This is a genomic window from Promicromonospora sp. NPDC050880 (assembly GCF_044456525.1).
Lineage (GTDB): Bacteria > Actinomycetota > Actinomycetes > Actinomycetales > Cellulomonadaceae > Promicromonospora.
In genome coordinates this window covers 1-13,827 of the sequence record NZ_JBITFV010000001.1, presented here as the reverse complement: position 1 = coordinate 13,827, position 13,827 = coordinate 1, and the positions used below count along the sequence as shown (strand labels likewise).

20 protein-coding genes and 1 riboswitch are annotated in these 13,827 nt (G+C 71.1%); of the genes, 7 read left to right on the top strand and 13 right to left on the bottom strand.

Features of this window, described 5'->3' with window-relative positions; translation table 11 throughout:
- Positions 1-21: 21 nt before the first annotated feature.
- Both ACIBBF_RS00100 and ACIBBF_RS00095 read right to left on the bottom strand, forming a co-directional pair.
- Positions 22-288, bottom strand: coding sequence for a DUF1905 domain-containing protein (locus tag ACIBBF_RS00100; RefSeq protein WP_397409230.1), 267 nt, complete (start codon positions 286-288; stop codon positions 22-24).
- Between the two features lie 90 nt (positions 289-378).
- A complete protein-coding gene (locus tag ACIBBF_RS00095; RefSeq protein ID WP_397409228.1) occupies positions 379-900 on the bottom strand; it encodes a MarR family winged helix-turn-helix transcriptional regulator in 522 nt (173 codons plus the stop codon).
- A 110-nt stretch (positions 901-1,010) separates the two neighbouring features.
- On the opposite strand from ACIBBF_RS00095, the gene ACIBBF_RS00090 reads away from it, so the two are divergent.
- Positions 1,011-1,949, top strand: coding sequence for an NADP-dependent oxidoreductase (locus ACIBBF_RS00090; protein WP_397409226.1), 939 nt, complete (start codon positions 1,011-1,013; stop codon positions 1,947-1,949).
- 64 nt (positions 1,950-2,013) lie between these two features.
- Here the strand turns inward: ACIBBF_RS00090 and ACIBBF_RS00085 are convergent, their stop codons facing one another.
- From ACIBBF_RS00085 to ACIBBF_RS00070, 4 genes are all read right to left on the bottom strand, one after another.
- On the bottom strand, positions 2,014-2,766 hold the full coding sequence (locus tag ACIBBF_RS00085; protein ID WP_397409224.1) for a C40 family peptidase: 753 nt from the start codon (positions 2,764-2,766) through the stop codon (positions 2,014-2,016).
- A gap of 168 nt (positions 2,767-2,934) precedes the next feature.
- On the bottom strand, positions 2,935-3,366 hold the full coding sequence (locus tag ACIBBF_RS00080) for a hypothetical protein (RefSeq protein ID WP_397409222.1): 432 nt from the start codon (positions 3,364-3,366) through the stop codon (positions 2,935-2,937).
- 28 nt (positions 3,367-3,394) lie between these two features.
- Complete coding sequence (locus ACIBBF_RS00075; RefSeq protein WP_397409220.1) at positions 3,395-4,261, bottom strand: M15 family metallopeptidase; 867 nt, start codon at positions 4,259-4,261, stop codon at positions 3,395-3,397.
- Positions 4,262-4,328: 67 nt separating this feature from the next.
- Positions 4,329-4,482, bottom strand: a riboswitch (cyclic di-AMP (ydaO/yuaA leader).
- Between the two features lie 117 nt (positions 4,483-4,599).
- Positions 4,600-5,373, bottom strand: a complete 774-nt coding sequence (locus ACIBBF_RS00070; protein ID WP_397409218.1) for an SDR family NAD(P)-dependent oxidoreductase — start codon at positions 5,371-5,373, stop codon at positions 4,600-4,602.
- Positions 5,374-5,520: 147 nt separating this feature from the next.
- On the opposite strand from ACIBBF_RS00070, the gene ACIBBF_RS00065 reads away from it, so the two are divergent.
- The gene (locus ACIBBF_RS00065; protein WP_397409216.1) at positions 5,521-6,462 is read left to right on the top strand and encodes an AraC family transcriptional regulator; all 942 of its coding nucleotides are present in this window, start codon (positions 5,521-5,523) and stop codon (positions 6,460-6,462) included.
- A 120-nt stretch (positions 6,463-6,582) separates the two neighbouring features.
- On the top strand, positions 6,583-6,984 hold the full coding sequence (locus ACIBBF_RS00060) for a hypothetical protein (protein ID WP_397409214.1): 402 nt from the start codon (positions 6,583-6,585) through the stop codon (positions 6,982-6,984).
- Between the two features lie 22 nt (positions 6,985-7,006).
- Here the strand turns inward: ACIBBF_RS00060 and chrA are convergent, their stop codons facing one another.
- Genes chrA through ACIBBF_RS00045 form a run of 3 tightly spaced genes read right to left on the bottom strand, consistent with a single transcriptional unit; the run spans position 7,007 to position 9,401 of the window.
- Positions 7,007-8,404 carry a chromate efflux transporter gene (gene chrA, locus ACIBBF_RS00055; protein ID WP_397409212.1) on the bottom strand — a complete coding sequence of 466 codons (1,398 nt, stop codon included), beginning with the start codon at positions 8,402-8,404 and terminating at the stop codon, positions 7,007-7,009.
- Positions 8,405-8,463: 59 nt separating this feature from the next.
- Positions 8,464-8,895, bottom strand: a complete 432-nt coding sequence (locus ACIBBF_RS00050; protein ID WP_397409210.1) for a chromate resistance protein ChrB domain-containing protein — start codon at positions 8,893-8,895, stop codon at positions 8,464-8,466.
- Positions 8,892-9,401, bottom strand: coding sequence for a Chromate resistance protein ChrB (locus ACIBBF_RS00045; RefSeq protein WP_397409208.1), 510 nt, complete (start codon positions 9,399-9,401; stop codon positions 8,892-8,894). The genes ACIBBF_RS00050 and ACIBBF_RS00045 overlap by 4 nt, the downstream gene beginning before the upstream one ends.
- A 94-nt stretch (positions 9,402-9,495) precedes the next feature.
- On the opposite strand from ACIBBF_RS00045, the gene ACIBBF_RS00040 reads away from it, so the two are divergent.
- From ACIBBF_RS00040 to ACIBBF_RS00030, 3 genes are all read left to right on the top strand, one after another.
- Positions 9,496-9,882, top strand: a complete 387-nt coding sequence (locus tag ACIBBF_RS00040) for a hypothetical protein (RefSeq protein WP_397409206.1) — start codon at positions 9,496-9,498, stop codon at positions 9,880-9,882.
- Positions 9,883-10,001: 119 nt separating this feature from the next.
- A complete protein-coding gene (locus ACIBBF_RS00035; protein ID WP_397409204.1) occupies positions 10,002-10,175 on the top strand; it encodes a CsbD family protein in 174 nt (57 codons plus the stop codon).
- A gap of 48 nt (positions 10,176-10,223) precedes the next feature.
- Positions 10,224-10,487 (top strand): GlsB/YeaQ/YmgE family stress response membrane protein, encoded by a 264-nt coding sequence (locus ACIBBF_RS00030; RefSeq protein WP_397409202.1) that lies wholly within the window; start codon positions 10,224-10,226, stop codon positions 10,485-10,487.
- Positions 10,488-10,490: 3 nt separating this feature from the next.
- Here ACIBBF_RS00030 and ACIBBF_RS00025 read toward each other — a convergent pair whose 3' ends face one another.
- From ACIBBF_RS00025 to ACIBBF_RS00010, 4 genes are all read right to left on the bottom strand, one after another.
- A complete protein-coding gene (locus ACIBBF_RS00025; protein ID WP_397409200.1) occupies positions 10,491-10,679 on the bottom strand; it encodes a hypothetical protein in 189 nt (62 codons plus the stop codon).
- 404 nt (positions 10,680-11,083) lie between these two features.
- Positions 11,084-11,653, bottom strand: coding sequence for a hypothetical protein (locus ACIBBF_RS00020; RefSeq protein WP_397409198.1), 570 nt, complete (start codon positions 11,651-11,653; stop codon positions 11,084-11,086).
- A gap of 383 nt (positions 11,654-12,036) precedes the next feature.
- Entirely contained in the window at positions 12,037-12,447 is a 411-nt protein-coding gene (locus ACIBBF_RS00015; protein ID WP_397409196.1) for an NUDIX hydrolase, read from the bottom strand.
- Positions 12,440-12,886 (bottom strand): NUDIX hydrolase, encoded by a 447-nt coding sequence (locus ACIBBF_RS00010; RefSeq protein WP_397410643.1) that lies wholly within the window; start codon positions 12,884-12,886, stop codon positions 12,440-12,442. The genes ACIBBF_RS00015 and ACIBBF_RS00010 overlap by 8 nt, the downstream gene beginning before the upstream one ends.
- On the opposite strand from ACIBBF_RS00010, the gene ACIBBF_RS00005 reads away from it, so the two are divergent.
- Positions 12,850-13,182, top strand: coding sequence for a tyrosine-type recombinase/integrase (locus tag ACIBBF_RS00005; RefSeq protein ID WP_397410641.1), 333 nt, complete (start codon positions 12,850-12,852; stop codon positions 13,180-13,182). The two genes, ACIBBF_RS00010 and ACIBBF_RS00005, sit on opposite strands and share 37 nt — an antisense overlap.
- Positions 13,183-13,827 lie beyond the last annotated feature (645 nt).

Below are 13,827 nucleotides of genomic sequence, written 5' to 3'. Positions count from 1 at the left end.
CGCCGCCGGGCGACGCCGCTCCTACAGCCGCTCCTCCAGGTGCACGGTCACGGTGTCGCCCTCCTCCTTGCCGATCGCCGTGCGGACGTCGGCCTTCACGGGGAGCTTGTGCGTGCCGTCGCCCAGCGCCATGAACGAGCTGCGGAACGGGTGGCCGTCGATCGTGCCCCGGACCTTGACCAGGCCACGGGTCTGGAAGAACTCGGCGGACTCGGGCCAGACCACGTAGGTCCAGCCGCCCTCGTTCGGGCTCTTGCGGAGGATCGCGGTGAACTTCTTGTCGATCATGGGGACCACCTTCTGGGAGTGCGCTGACGACGGGTTCACAGGGTCAGACGACGCCGGGCTCCACAACTCACCGGTGGCGCGCGACCCGGCCTACGGGGCCTGCTCCGGAGCCGCCGCCCTCTTGCGCCGGCGCGGCCCGGCCGACCGCGGCGGCGTCCGCCGCATGTGGTCGCGCGCGCGGCCGAGGATGTCGGCGAGGGTCTCGATGTCGGTCCGGGTCAGCGGTGCGAACAGCAGGTCATCGAGCACGGCGATGTGGCCCGGGAACACCGCCGCCAGCACGGCGCGGCCCTCCTGCGTGATGGTCACCGTGACGCCGCGCTCGTCGTCGGAGGCCTGCGTGCGGGTGACGAGGCCGCGCTTCTCCAGGGTCTGCGCCTGGTAGGTGAGGCCGCTGCGGCTGTAGACGACGCCGTCGGCCAGGTCGGTCATCCGCCGGCTGCCCGTCGGGGAGTCGCCGAGGCTCGCGAGGAGCTGGAACTGCACGTAGCTGAGGCCGCCCGCGTCCTGGAGCTGCTGCTCGACGGTGTGCTTCAGCAGGCTGCTCGCCTCGATGAGGGCGAAGTAGGCGCCGAGCTGCGTGGCATCCAGGGAAGGCGGCGAGGAGGTCATCGACAGATCTTACCGTGCTTCGACTTCGAATCACTTGCTTCAAGTTCGAAGCAGTGCTAGCGTCCTCCGCAGTTGCTTCGAATCCGAAGCACACGACGGAGGGAAACATCATGAAGGCAGTGCGGTTCCACGAGACGGGCGGCCCCGAGGTCCTGCGGTACGAGGACGCCGACCAGCCGGTGCCCGGCGCCGGCGAGGTGCGGGTCCGGGTCGCCGGCTCGGCGTACAACCCGGCGGACGGCGGCATCCGCGGCGGATTCCTGCCGATCCCGGTGACGCTGCCCCACGTCCCCGGCTACGACGTCTCCGGCACGGTCGACGCGGTGGGCGAGGGCGTGGACGGCCTCACCGTGGGCCAGGAGGTGGTCGGGTTCATCCCCATGAGCGCCGACGGCTCCGCGGCGGAGTACGTCGTCGCACCGGCCGGTGACCTCGTGCCGGCGCCGACGGCGATCCCCCTCGCCGACGCCGCCGGTCTCCCGTCGGTCGGGCTCACCGCCTGGCAGGCGCTCTTCGAGGCGGGCGGGCTCGAGGCGGGCCAGCGGGTGCTCGTCAACGGCGCCGGCGGCCCCGTGGGCGGCTACGCCGTGCAGCTCGCCAAGCGGGCCGGCGCACACGTCGTGGCCACGGCGAGCCCCCGCAGCGCCGAGAGCGTCCGGGCGGCGGGCGCGGACGAGATCGTCGACCACACGACCACCTCGGTGCTCGACGCGGTGACCGAACCCGTCGACGTGCTGCTCAACCTGGCCCCGATCACCCCCGAGGGGTTCACCGCGATGGCCGCCCGGGTCCGCGACGGCGGCGTGGTGGTCTCCACCACGCCGCGGGTCACGACGCCCGGCGACGAGGCGCGCGGCGTGCGCGCCGCCACGGTCTTCCTGCACCCCGACGCGGACGTGCTCGCACAGCTCGTCACGCTCGTCGACGACGGTGAGCTGCACGTCGAGATCGCCCGGCGGGTTCCGCTGAGCGAGCTGCCCGCGCTCCACGTGCAGGCGGAGGCGGGCCAGGTGCACGGCAAGGTGGTCGCCGTGCCGGACGGCGCGTGACCGGCCCGGGTCCGGCGCGGTACCTGTCCGGGGCGAGGGGCTGGCCTCGCCCCGGACAGGGGTCTCAGCCGACCCGCAGGAACGTCGGGTTGGACTGCCAGATGGCGGTGTACCGGACCGTCTTGCCCGGCACCGGCGCCTCGACCTGCATGCCGTCACCCGCGTAGATCGCGATGTGACCCGGGCTCCAGATGAGGTCGCCCGGCCGGGCGTCGGCCCAGGACACCTCGGTCCCGGCGTACCGCTGCTCCGAGGAGGTGCGCGGCAGGTCGATGCCCACCTGCGCGAACACGTAGGACGTGAACCCGGAGCAGTCGAAGCCCTCGGGCGTCGAGCCGGCCCAGAGGTAGGGCACACCGAGGTACCGCATGGCGATCGACACCACCGCGGAACCCGACGCCGAGGCCGGGATCTCGACCGCGGCGGCTGCTTGCGCCGCTTCCGCCGCAGCAGCGGCCGCCGCCTCGGCAGCCTCCGCCTCGGCCTCCGCGGCGAGCTGCGCCTGGTACTCGTCGTTCTCCGCGGCGGAGACGACCGACACCGCGGCCTTCTCGACCTTCAGCTCCGCGTCGGTGGCCACGGTCACCACCGGCGCGGAGGCGAGCGCGGCCCGGGCCTGACCGGCCAGGGCGTCGAGGTCGGCGCTGTTGAGGCTGCCCTGGAGCACGCCGCCCTCGACCGTCGCGGCGACACCGCCGGCCGGCGCCGCCTGCGCCGGGGCGGCCACCAGGGACATCAGCAGACCGGAGCCCGCAGCCACGACGGCGCCTCGGGTGACGGCCTGCACGGCCGCCACCTGGGCGGTGGTGGTGAACAAGGGGCGGCGTACCGCCCGGTGCCTGCCCCGACCGCGTGCGGTCGGGGCAGCAGAGATCGTGGGGTCCATCAGAAGATCGGCCTTTCTGCTCGAACGAAGAACCACGCGCGGCCCGTCGGTGGGCGGCGCGCCGGCGGTCGACGCCTCGGCGTCGACGTGGCCGGCGTCCTACGTCCGGCAGATCCCCAGGGCGTGCAGGCTCGGCGCGGCCGGGCGCACCACGCCCGGCGCGGTCCGGTGGTCCGGGTACGCCAGGACGGGCGCGATCCCCTGCACCGCGGGCTCGGCGACGGCGGCCAGACCGGACGACGACGACACGACGGGGTCGGTCTGCGCCGTCGCGCGGCCGTGGTCCGAGCAGTGCGCCTCGCCGCCGTCGGACGTGGGCTCGGCGCGGTCCGCCGGGACCAGGCCGCCTGCCGGGCCGGACGCCGCCTCGACGGCTGAACCGTGATGCGCCTGCGGGTGCTCGTCGGCATGGATGCCGCACACGACCGGCCCACCCAGCACGGCGAGCACGAGGAACAGCACGGACAGCACTCCCGCCGACCCCGAACCAGGTCCGGCGAGGAGCGCACGCAGGCGACGGGTCGGGCTCATCACACCCCCGCCGTCCGCACCCGGCGGCTCATCGGGCGGCGTCCGTCACCGCGGCCGTGAACTCCCAGTGCCACGGCTCGTAGGGGCCGGCACCGCCGGCCTGGGCCCAGAGCGGGTTGTCCCACCCGTACTCGGGCGCGTTCGCCTTGAGCCAGTCCCAGCGCTCGCCGGCGTAGCCGTCGGCACAGATGTCCACCGCCAGACCCCAGCCGTGGTTCGAGGTGCCAGGGGTCGCCGTCAGGGTGGGCTTCGCCGCCTTGGCCGCGACCTGCTGCGCGTAGCTGCGGTAGCCGTCCGTGAGGCAGAGCGACTCGCCGAACTGCTCGGTGTAGGCCTGGTTGAGACGCGCCAGGGCCACCGCCGCGTCGGCGCGGATCGGCGGGTAGCCGTCCCAGAGGTCGCACAGCTCGCTGACGGGAAGCTGGCCGTTGAGACCCTCGCCCGTGGCCACGCCGTCGCAGCCGGGCAGCACCGGAGGTGCTTCGACCTGCACGGGAGCCGACTTCTCGACGGGCAGCACCGCGTCGCCAGGGACCGTGACGCCGGCGGACCGCTCGAGCGACGTGCGCTCCTGGCTCCGCGAGGCTCCGCTGCTCCGATCGGCCAGGGCCGCCGACGCCGGGCCCGCGCCCGTGAGCGCGGCCGCGCCGTCGGGCGCAGAGAGGAGGGGCTCACCGGTTCCCGGCGCGCCGAAGGAGGCGGCGGTGAACGACGTCGTCGAGGCGAGGGCGAGGCCGACGCCGAGAGTGAGGGGCAGCCGGCCCAGCATCGAGGTCCGCGGCCGCCGTGCCGGCGCGGCGTGCCGCCCCTTGCTGTGGCGCCCGCGCGTTCGCCGGGCAGGTGCCGGACGCGGCGCGAAGGACTGCGGCAGGGATCGCTCCTGCCCGTGCCTCATCGTGCTCCCCGACGTGGGGAAAGGTGTGGAGGCGCTGGCAGGTGCCCGAGGGTCTTCGATGGCATGGAACGTATCTCCCGGCGCCTGCGAGGTTAGCTGTCGGGTTCGGGTCGGAGACTGACCCGGCCGACGGACGACGTCCGCCGACTTCACCCCGAGGACACCGCAGTGCCCGGAAGTGGGTCCCCCGTCCCTGTCCTGTGGTTCGTCGGTGACTCCGGGCGGTGACAGGGCTCGGCGCCCGCCAGGACGTCCCGCCGCACGGCGGGCCGCCACGAATGTACCCCGTCTGCACCGGGATGTCACGAAAGAGTAACGGCCGCGCGTCGCCCGGCGAGCTAGAGGAAGTGCCCGCCCGCGACCTGCACCACCTGGCCGGTGATCCACCTGGCCTGGTGCGAGGCCAGGAAGACCACCGCATCGGCGATGTCGGCCGGGTCGCCGACCCGGCCCAGGGGGATCGCCGGCACGACGGCGTCCACGAGCTCGTCACTCATCCATCCGGTCTGCACCGGCCCCGGCGCCACGGCGTTGACCCGGATCCTCGGGCCGAGGTCGACGGCGGCGCCGCGCGTCAGCGACTCGAGTGCCGCCTTCGAGGTGCCGTAGGAGACCTGCCCGGGAAAGCCGCGGGCGGCGTCGGTCGAGATGTTGACGACGGAGACGCCGCCCGGTGCGGCGTCGTCGGGCAGCCGGCGCGCGAGCTCGGCGACGAGCATCGCGGGCACCACGGCGTTGACGCGGTAGGTGCGTTCGAACCCGGCCTCGCCGACGGTGTCGAACGAGTCGGACTCCTCGGCGTGCGCGGCGTTGTTCACGAGCACGTCGACCGGACCGAGCCGTGCGGTGACCTGGTCCATGAGCCGCGCGGCGGCGCCCGGCACGAGGAAGTCGGCCTCGACGGCGACGGCGCCGGGCAGGGACGCCACGAAGGCGTGGACCTCGTCGGTGGCGGCGCGCGCGTGCTCGCGGGATCCTGACGCCGAGCCGCCCACGTGGTGCACGGCCACGCGCGCACCCTGTGCGGCGAAGGCGCGGGAGACGGCTGCGCCGATGTTCATGCCGCCGCCGGTCACCAGGACGGTCTTTCCGCTCAGTCCGGGATCGATCACGGTTCGATGGTGCCATCGGGCGGTCGACCGGCACGAAAGGTTTATCCGTCCAGGTTCCACGGGGCCCACGCCCGGGCCGTGACCATCCTGTACGATCCATGGCGCCTGCCCGCGAATTCTTGACGTATCGTCCAGGAGGTGTCGTCGATGCTGGGCTTTCAGGACCCGGTGGCCGATGCGATCGGTCTGCTGCGGCCTCGCACGGTGGTCGGCCCGAGCCTCCGGGCCGTGGGCGAGTGGGCGCTGCGCTTCGAGACCTTCCTGCACGTGCGGATCGGCGGCCTGGTCCGTGGCACGTGCTGGCTGACCCTGGACGGGCACGAACCCGTGCTCCTGCGCGAGGGCGACACCTTCATGCTGGGCAACCCGCCGCCCTACGTCCTGGCCAGCACGCCCGGAGCCCGTCCGCGCCCCGCGCAGGAGGTGTGGGCGGAGGCCGTGGACGGGTTCGTGCGGATCGGCCCGGAGTCCGACCAGGACGTCTACCTCTGCGTGGGGCACATCGGGTTCGACGAGCAGAACGCGGCGCTCCTGACCGACCTGCTGCCGCCGCTCGTGATCGTCCGCGCCGCCGATCCGCACGGCGCACGGCTCGGTCAGCTCATCGACCACCTGGCCACCGAGGTCGGTTCCGCTGCCGCCGGCGGGCCGCTGGTGCAGAACCACCTCGCGCAGATCCTGCTCGTGCACATGCTGCGCGCGCACGCCGGCCAGACCGACCGGCCCACCGGCTGGCTGGGTGCGCTCAACGACGACGGCATCGGCACCGCCCTGCGCGCGGTGCACGCGGACGTGGCCCACTCCTGGAGCCTCCAGGAGCTCGCCGAGCTGAGCCACATGTCGCGTTCCGCGTTCGCCCAGTCGTTCAAGAGCCACGTCGGGGTGCCGCCCCTGGAGTACCTGATCCAGTGGCGCATGAGCCTCGCGCGCGACGCCCTTGCCCGGGACACGCTGTCGATCTCGGAGCTCGCGCGGGCCACGGGCTACCAGTCCGAGAGCGCGTTCAGCACCGCGTTCCGCCGCGTGGTCGGGGCGTCCCCCGCGAAGTTCCGGGACGAGGCACGGCGTTCGGTCACGAGCGAGGGCTGAGCAGGGCGGGTTCCCCGTCCGACGCGTGCGCGGGTGCGACCACCGGTCCGCCGCCCTGGGTGCGGACGGCATGACGAGCCGGCGGGCACGCCCGGGGCCGGGCCACTGCACAATGGAGCCATGACGACGCGGAACCCCTCCTTCATCGCTCTTGCCACGTTCACGCTCGTCGTACTCTCGGTCACCACCTGGTGGGCCCTCGGCCAGGACACGACCCAGGACGTCGACCCCGTGACCGGCGCCGTCACCGGTCCCTACGGCACGGTCCAGGTCGTCGCGTGCGTCGTCGCGCTCGTCGGCCTGGTGGTCATCGGATCCCTGCTCGTGCCGGCCTGGCTCGCGGTGCTCGGCGTCGCGCTGCCCTTCACCACGGCCTGGACGATCCAGGCCGCGGCGAGCGACGACTCGGGGCTGTGGGCGGTCGGGGCGATCCTCGTGCTGGTGGGCACGCTCGGCGGCGGCACGATCGTGGCCGCGATCACCCGTCGGCTGGTGCGCGACCGGGACGGCAGGACGCGCTGATCCCTCCCGGTGCGCAGACCTGCTAGATCCACCCCACGAGCCCGAGAGCGAGCCCGAGCAGGGCGCACACCCCGAGGGTCCGCAGCACCGACCAGCGCACCACGAACAGCAGCAGCCCCGCCACGACGGCGATCCCGAGCGCCGCGGGCTGGACGCTGGTGAGGTCGGGAACCTCGAACCGCAGCGGGCCGGCGGCGAACGAGGTCGAGGCCGCGAACAGCGTGTGGGTGGCGAAGTAGATCGCGAGGTTGGCGATGACGCCGACGACCGCCGCGGTGATCGCCGTCAGCGCGGAGGACAGCGCCCGGTTGCCCCGGAGCCGCTCGACGTAGGGGGCGCCGAGGAAGATGAACAGGAACGAGGGCACGAACGTGACCCAGGTGGTCAGCAGCGCGCCGAGCAGCGCGGCGGCCCAGGGGTCGAGGTCGCCCGGATCGCGGTAGGCGCCGAGGAACGCGACGAACTGCACGACCATGATCAGCGGGCCGGGTGTGGTCTCGGCCAGGGCCAGGCCGCGCGTCATCTCCCCGGGCGTGACCCAGGCGTAGGTCTGCACCGCCTGCTGGGCCACATAGGCCAGCACGGCGTAGGCACCGCCGAACGTCACCAGGGCGCTGCCGGAGAAGAACAGACCCTGCTGGGTGAACACGCTGTCCGCACCCGTGAGCAGCGCGACGGCGCCGAGCGGGAGCCCCCAGGCGAGGAGTCCCAGCAGGAGCACCCGCAGCGCCCGACGCCCCGAGGGCTTCTCGGCGTGCAGGGCGTCGTCGGGGATGAGCGGCGCGGGGCCGTCGCCCTGGTCGCGGGGCGGCCTGGTGGCGATCCAGCCCGGGGCGTACCGGTGCACGAGCCACCCGACCACGCCCGCACCGAGCACGACGAGCGGGAACGGCACCGCGAAGAAGGTGAGCGCCACGAACGCCAGGACGGCGAGCACGACGAGCGCGGGGCTGGTCAGCGCCCGCTTGCCCACCCGCAGCACGGCCTGGACCACGATGGCCAGGACGGCCGGTGCCAGGCCGGCGAAGACCGCGGAGACGACGGTCGTGTCGCCGAACGCGACGTACACGGCGGACAGGACCAGCAGGGCGAGCATCCCGGGCAGCACGAACAGGCCTCCGGCGAGGATGCCACCGCGCCACCCGTTCAGGAGCCAGCCCGTGTACACGGCGAGCTGCTGCGCCTCAGGCCCCGGCAGCAGCATGCAGTAGTTGAGCGCGTGCAGGAACCGGCCCTGCCCGATCCACCGCTTCTCGTCCACCAGCGTGCGCTGCATGACGGCGATCTGGCCGGCCGGTCCGCCGAACGTCTGCCAGGAGATCGCGAACCAGGCGCGCACGGCGGTGCGGAACGGGACCAGGTCCCGCTGTCGGCCGCCGGGCTGTTGCCCGGCGTCGGGGTTGGTGCTGTCGACGTTCATCGCACTCCAGAGTCGTGTGATCGGCGGTGGGTTCCGGGCCGCGGGTACCGGTCTCGGCCTCAGGCGGGTTCGCGGCCCAGGAGGTAGGAGCGGCGGTAGAACTCGTAGAGCCCGTCGAACACGGGCCCGGAGATCGCGAGGGTGTGTTCGTCGTCGCCGGTCATCGACAGGCCGCGCAGGATCACGTCGAGGCCGGGCGCCTCGGGTGCGTCGAACCGGCCGTCGTCGAGGTCGGCCTCGTGCACGAGCTGTCCGATCCGGGCCAGGACGGGGTCGGTCAGCTCGTAGCGCGACAGGAAGGTCTCGAAGCTGCAGTCCTGGCCGTGGTGGCCGAGCTCGACCCCACGCATGTCGAACGGCGTCGCATCGGTCGGCACCTCGCTCGCGTCCGCCACGAACACGAAGACGGCACCCGGGTCGATGTACCGGCTGATCAGCCAGGCGCACGCGGCCCGGTCGATGTGCACCCCGGCCCGTGTGGCCCACCTCATCGCGCACCCCGGGTGGCCGCACGCACGGCCGGTGCCGCGTCGTCGTCGAGCCGCGCCAGCTCCTCCAGGCGGTGCAGCGCCGCCTGCGCACGATCCCGTTCGGCAGGCGGGAAGAAGTCGCGGCGGCGCACGTCGCGGTAGGCGCGGCGCAGGCCGGTCAGGGACTTGCGCCGTGCGGCAGGTGCCTCGTCCAGCGCAGCGCGGGCGGCGGCCTCCAGGTCCAGGTACTCCTTGGCCCGGGCGCCCGCCATGGCCCCGGCGAGCTCGCGCTCCTGCGCGGCACTGGCCGGGCGTGCCAGCCACACGCTCGCGGTTCCGTCGCGCTCGACCACCTCGTCGGCCGCCCACTCGAGCTGTTCCCGGGTCCGGGCATCGGCCGGCAGTGCGACCAGCCCGTCCGAGATCTGCGCGACGCCGTACCGCTTCAGCCGTCGCCACAACGCCACGCGCGGCGAGGACGGCTCCCGCGGCAGCCGGTAGCTCAGCAGCACCCACTCGCCGGTCATAGGGCCTCATGTAACCACGGTTACATGAGATTGATCAAGGGTGCCCGGCTCGACCTGGGGAGCGTCGCGGTGGTCCCGTCGTTAGCCTGACCGCATGGAGGGTGGCTACCAGGTGTTCCGGCCGCGGCCCGAGGACGTGTACGACTGGTCCGGCGGCCAGCTGCACCCCGGGATCCGGCAGCACGTCACGGTGGGCAACGTCGTGCGCGTCCAGGTCTCCGGGAACGGGGACCCGGCGACCGGCTGGTCCGACACGCCGTACGTGCGCGTCACCGCGCAGGACGGTGACCGGCTGGCCGGGGTGGTGGACGACCCCTACCGGTCGGAGTACAGCGCCCTGGACAACGACACGGTCCTCGAGTTCGACCGTGCGGACGTGACGGAGATACCGCTCGACTGGCCCGGCAACGAAGCCCTGGAGCCGAGGGCGGAGCGCACCGGGCTCCGCCGGGAGATCACCGGGTACGTCGAGCCGGACTGACCGGGCCGAAGAGGACCGGCTTGACGTGCGACGAGCCCGGAGCCAGGGCCTCCTCTGGCGAGCTTCTGCCGTTCGAGTGATGGTGGAGGTGAAAGAACCCCTTGCGAAGAGAGGACATCATGGGCATCGACGACAAGCTCAAGAATGCCGCCGAAGACGCGACGGGTCAGGCCAAGGAGGCGCTCGGCAAGGCCACCGACGACGAAGAGCTCCAGGCCGACGGCGAGACCGACCAGGCCAAGGCATCGCTCAAGCAGGCCGGCGAGAAGGTGAAGGACGCCTTCAAGGACTGAGTACGAGCGCGTCACCACCACCACGACCCGTTCTCGAAGGGAGCACCAATGGGAATCATCGGCTGGATCCTGATCGGTCTCATCATGGGCGCCATCGCCCGAGCGATCCTTCCTGGCCGGGCCGCCGGTGGCTGGCTCATCACGCTCGTCGTGGGCGTGCTCGGCGCGCTCCTCGGCGGATGGATCGGCGGAGCGCTGTTCGATGTCCAGGTCAACGACTCGTTCTTCTCGCTGACGACGTGGTTCTGGGCCCTGGTGGGCTCGCTGCTCGTCCTGGTGATCTGGGGAGCGATCGCTCGACGGCGAACCTGAGCGTCAGTCGGCCACCCGTGTCGGCAGCCCCATCATCACGCCGGTCACCGTATCGACGTCCCGGGTCGGCAACGCCCGCCTCAGGACGGCCGTCATCAGGGCCGCGGCACCGGTGAGGTAGCGCGCCATCGGCCGCCGGTCGGTCAGCGCGCGCTCGACGACGGCGGCGACGCTCTCGGGCGGTGCGGCCACGAGTCCATCGCGACCACGAACCGGTACCCGAACGACCTGGGGACCGGAGCCGACAAGGCGGGCTTGGATCGCCTGGACGAAGGGGTCGCTGATGACGCGGGGCCCCGGGGGGCCGCAATCCGAGGAAGACGCCCCCTAGGCAACGAAGAAACCCCGCTTGACCGGAGCGTTTGCCCTGGTCAAGCGGGGTTTCCGTCTGTGGAGCTAGGGGATTCGAACCCCCGACCGAAGGATGCCAGGGCCCATCTTCGGCCCTGCTGGAGCGGGTTCCCGAGTGCATGCGGTGCGTCCAGCCCAGGGCTGCCGGGGGGGCGCACGCAGCTCGCTCATCCCGTAGGTAACGAAGTGCCGGTGCGGCACGGGATCCCTCATGCGACAAGCGCTCTCCCGTCGAGCAGGCCCGCTCACAGGCCGTTCTCGTCCCCCCACTTCTTCAATGCAGAGAGACGCCCTCGCCCAATACTGCGTGCCCGTTCGCGCAACATGTCCACGGCACTCGGCATCGCTGCAGATAGGAGAACGGCGTTGGCGTCTCTCATATGCTCACCCAGTTCTTCATCGATAAGATTTACACCAACTCTAAATCCTATCCGGGACGCGTTGTTTGTTGCTTCCTCAGCGATCCCAGAAAGTCCGGAAGGAAACATCGATCGAGCAAAGTTCAAGCACGAGTGCATCAGCGCGCCAGCGCTGAACGCATAAGAATATGCGCCGCCGCGCTCGTGCCCATCCACCAGATCCTGCGTGCCCTCGATCTGCTCCACAAGACGAGCCCACTCGCCCTCTTTCGCGACTCCCGACCAGAGTCTATCCAGTATCTGGCCGTATAGGTCAGCATCCGCCATTCGGTCATCAAGCGATGCCGCCCAGAACAGAACGCCCGCAGACCGCTCGGCGCAAGCCGCTGCGAATTGCAGCTTTTGCGACGGGGTACCCTGCGTGATCAGGCGGTCAACAAACGGATTTGCGGCCAATGAATTTCCTTACTCCTGTTATGAGCAGAGGCCCGGTGGGACCGGACGATCGATGCCACTGTGGTTGACCTTGACGACGAACCCGGGCAACAGAAGGTCGATCGGGTCGGCGGCCAGGAGAGGACACCTGAGCCGTCTACGGCAAGCGAGCAGGACCGTAGCCGACCCCGCTCAGCGCGACGAGCGGGGTAGCGCAGGTAGCGGAGAGCCCCGCTACCGGTAGCGGGGGCGCTACCGCGCCCGCCACTCCGGGAGCCGCTAGATTTCAACGATTCTCGCCGGAGGTAGCGGAGTAGCGGCCCTCGAGCTACACCCCTGATTTGGCTCGAAACCCGGGTTCCGGCGCTCGACGGATAGTCCGCGACTCCGCTACCGCTACCGCGTCAGGCCAGCGTCGCCGTGAGGTAGTCCTGCACCGCCGGCGCAAAGCCGTAGGGCACGTAGTCGGTGAACTTGTCGGGTGTCGCCCACACGATGTCTGCGAGTTCTTCGGCGTCAGCGACGTACGCCTCGCCGCTGATGACGTCGCACGCGACGTAGCCCATCAGGCGGCCGGTGTTCGGGTGCACACGCTCCCCCAACAACTTCACGGCCTGAACCGTGAGCCCAGCCTCTTCGGCCGCCTCACGGACCGCCGCCTGCTCGAATGTCTCCCCCGGCTCGACGGCACCGGCGGGGAACTGCCACGAGAGCGACCCCTCGGAAACACGCCGCTGAACCATCAGCAGCTTCCCGTCCTGGACGATGATCGCCGCTGCGATGGCGGGCTTCTCTTCGGTCACTGCCTCAGACATGCGTGCCTCCCAGCACTTCGAGAATGGGCGGGTAGATAGTGCTCTCCGGTATGAACTTTCCCAGGTCCGCCACGGCGACCCAGGCGACGCTGGCGTTCTCCACGACGTCGCGATTCTCCGCCTCACCGGCGAGGTAGTCACAGTGGAAATACTCGATATACACACCCGTGTGCGGGTGCACACGGGCTCCGATCTGCTCGCGGACGGAGCAGTGGACGGCGGTCTCGACATAGGTCTCACGGACGGCGGCATCGGCAGGTGACCCGCCGGGCTTCACGATGCCAGCCGGGAACTGCCAGCGGAGCGCGCCATCGTCTCGACGCTGGACCAGGAGAACGGAATCGTCCCGCTGGACCACGGCGAGGGCGACCATGAGCCGCTGAGGCCCGCTGTCGTCCCGTTCTGACGTCAGGCGGGGCGCAACTATGGCGGTCGTCATCACTGCGGCCGCTCGACTGGACCAGGCTCGACGACGCCGGGAACAACGTCGGGACCGGCCGTGGCCGACGCCTCCACGACCTACGGCACACCGCCGCGTGCCTCTGGCTGGCACGGCGCATCGACCCCGGAACGGTGCAGACCTGGTGCGGCCACGAGTCCATCGCGACCACGAACCGGTTCCTGCACTACCTGGGTACCGGAGCCGACAAGGCGGGCCTGGATCGCCTCAACGAAGGGGTCTCTGACGACGCGGGGGCCGCCGGGGGGCCGCAATCCGAGGAAGACGCCTCCTAGGCAACGAAGAAACCCCGCTTGACTGGAGCATTCGCCCTGGTCAAGCGGGGTTTCCGTCTGTGGAGCTAGGGGGATTCGAACCCCCGACCTTCTCGAAAGGGTTCATCCCGCTCCGCCGAGCAGAAAGGCTCGGGTTGCGATCCTTCGCTCGCCTGCGTGGGCGGAGTCGGATCGGCGGAATCTCAACGATTCCAGCATGTCGAGTCTAACCCAGACCTGGTGGTCATGAGCGGTCACTAGCGGTCACTAGCGGTGCCCGAATCCGAGGCGAAACCGAGGCAGGAACAGGGAAAGCGAGGCAGAAGCGAGGCACCGAACTCTCGAGTTGCTGCACGAAACTCTCCAGCCCAGTCGCTAGCTCCTCCGCCGCGAGACGTGAGGAGCCACTACGGCGTGTCGAGGAGCTCGCCCGTCGCCACGAGCTTGTTTCCTTCGAACAACTCGATTGCAGTCGCCGACGCGAACGCGTCACCCGCCCGGTCCTCGAACAGCACTCGGATTCGGACTTCGAGTACCTCGCCAAGCGGAAACTCGGCCCGTCCGGAGTCATGGCGGATTCAACCGGTCAGTGCAATGGGTGCTGTGAGATGGGGCAGACGCTGATCTCGGGAGGCACCGGATGCAGGGCAAGCATGGTCATCTCAG

What these genes read in the sequence shown, in the direction of transcription:
- ACIBBF_RS00040 (WP_397409206.1), top strand. Translation starts at nt 9,496, where the DNA reads ATGGAGGGTGGCTACCAGGTGTTCCGGCCGCGGCCCGAGGACGTGTAC.
- ACIBBF_RS00045 (WP_397409208.1), bottom strand. Translation starts at nt 9,401, where the DNA reads ATGACCGGCGAGTGGGTGCTGCTGAGCTACCGGCTGCCGCGGGAGCCG.
- ACIBBF_RS00100 (WP_397409230.1), bottom strand. Translation starts at nt 288, where the DNA reads ATGATCGACAAGAAGTTCACCGCGATCCTCCGCAAGAGCCCGAACGAG.
- ACIBBF_RS00050 (WP_397409210.1), bottom strand. Translation starts at nt 8,895, where the DNA reads ATGAGGTGGGCCACACGGGCCGGGGTGCACATCGACCGGGCCGCGTGC.
- ACIBBF_RS00090 (WP_397409226.1), top strand. Translation starts at nt 1,011, where the DNA reads ATGAAGGCAGTGCGGTTCCACGAGACGGGCGGCCCCGAGGTCCTGCGG.
- ACIBBF_RS00010 (WP_397410643.1), bottom strand. Translation starts at nt 12,886, where the DNA reads ATGACGACCGCCATAGTTGCGCCCCGCCTGACGTCAGAACGGGACGAC.
- ACIBBF_RS00080 (WP_397409222.1), bottom strand. Translation starts at nt 3,366, where the DNA reads ATGAGCCCGACCCGTCGCCTGCGTGCGCTCCTCGCCGGACCTGGTTCG.
- ACIBBF_RS00095 (WP_397409228.1), bottom strand. Translation starts at nt 900, where the DNA reads ATGACCTCCTCGCCGCCTTCCCTGGATGCCACGCAGCTCGGCGCCTAC.
- ACIBBF_RS00060 (WP_397409214.1), top strand. Translation starts at nt 6,583, where the DNA reads ATGACGACGCGGAACCCCTCCTTCATCGCTCTTGCCACGTTCACGCTC.
- ACIBBF_RS00065 (WP_397409216.1), top strand. Translation starts at nt 5,521, where the DNA reads ATGCTGGGCTTTCAGGACCCGGTGGCCGATGCGATCGGTCTGCTGCGG.
- ACIBBF_RS00035 (WP_397409204.1), top strand. Translation starts at nt 10,002, where the DNA reads ATGGGCATCGACGACAAGCTCAAGAATGCCGCCGAAGACGCGACGGGT.
- ACIBBF_RS00030 (WP_397409202.1), top strand. Translation starts at nt 10,224, where the DNA reads ATGGGAATCATCGGCTGGATCCTGATCGGTCTCATCATGGGCGCCATC.
- ACIBBF_RS00075 (WP_397409220.1), bottom strand. Translation starts at nt 4,261, where the DNA reads ATGAGGCACGGGCAGGAGCGATCCCTGCCGCAGTCCTTCGCGCCGCGT.
- chrA (WP_397409212.1), bottom strand. Translation starts at nt 8,404, where the DNA reads ATGAACGTCGACAGCACCAACCCCGACGCCGGGCAACAGCCCGGCGGC.
- ACIBBF_RS00015 (WP_397409196.1), bottom strand. Translation starts at nt 12,447, where the DNA reads ATGTCTGAGGCAGTGACCGAAGAGAAGCCCGCCATCGCAGCGGCGATC.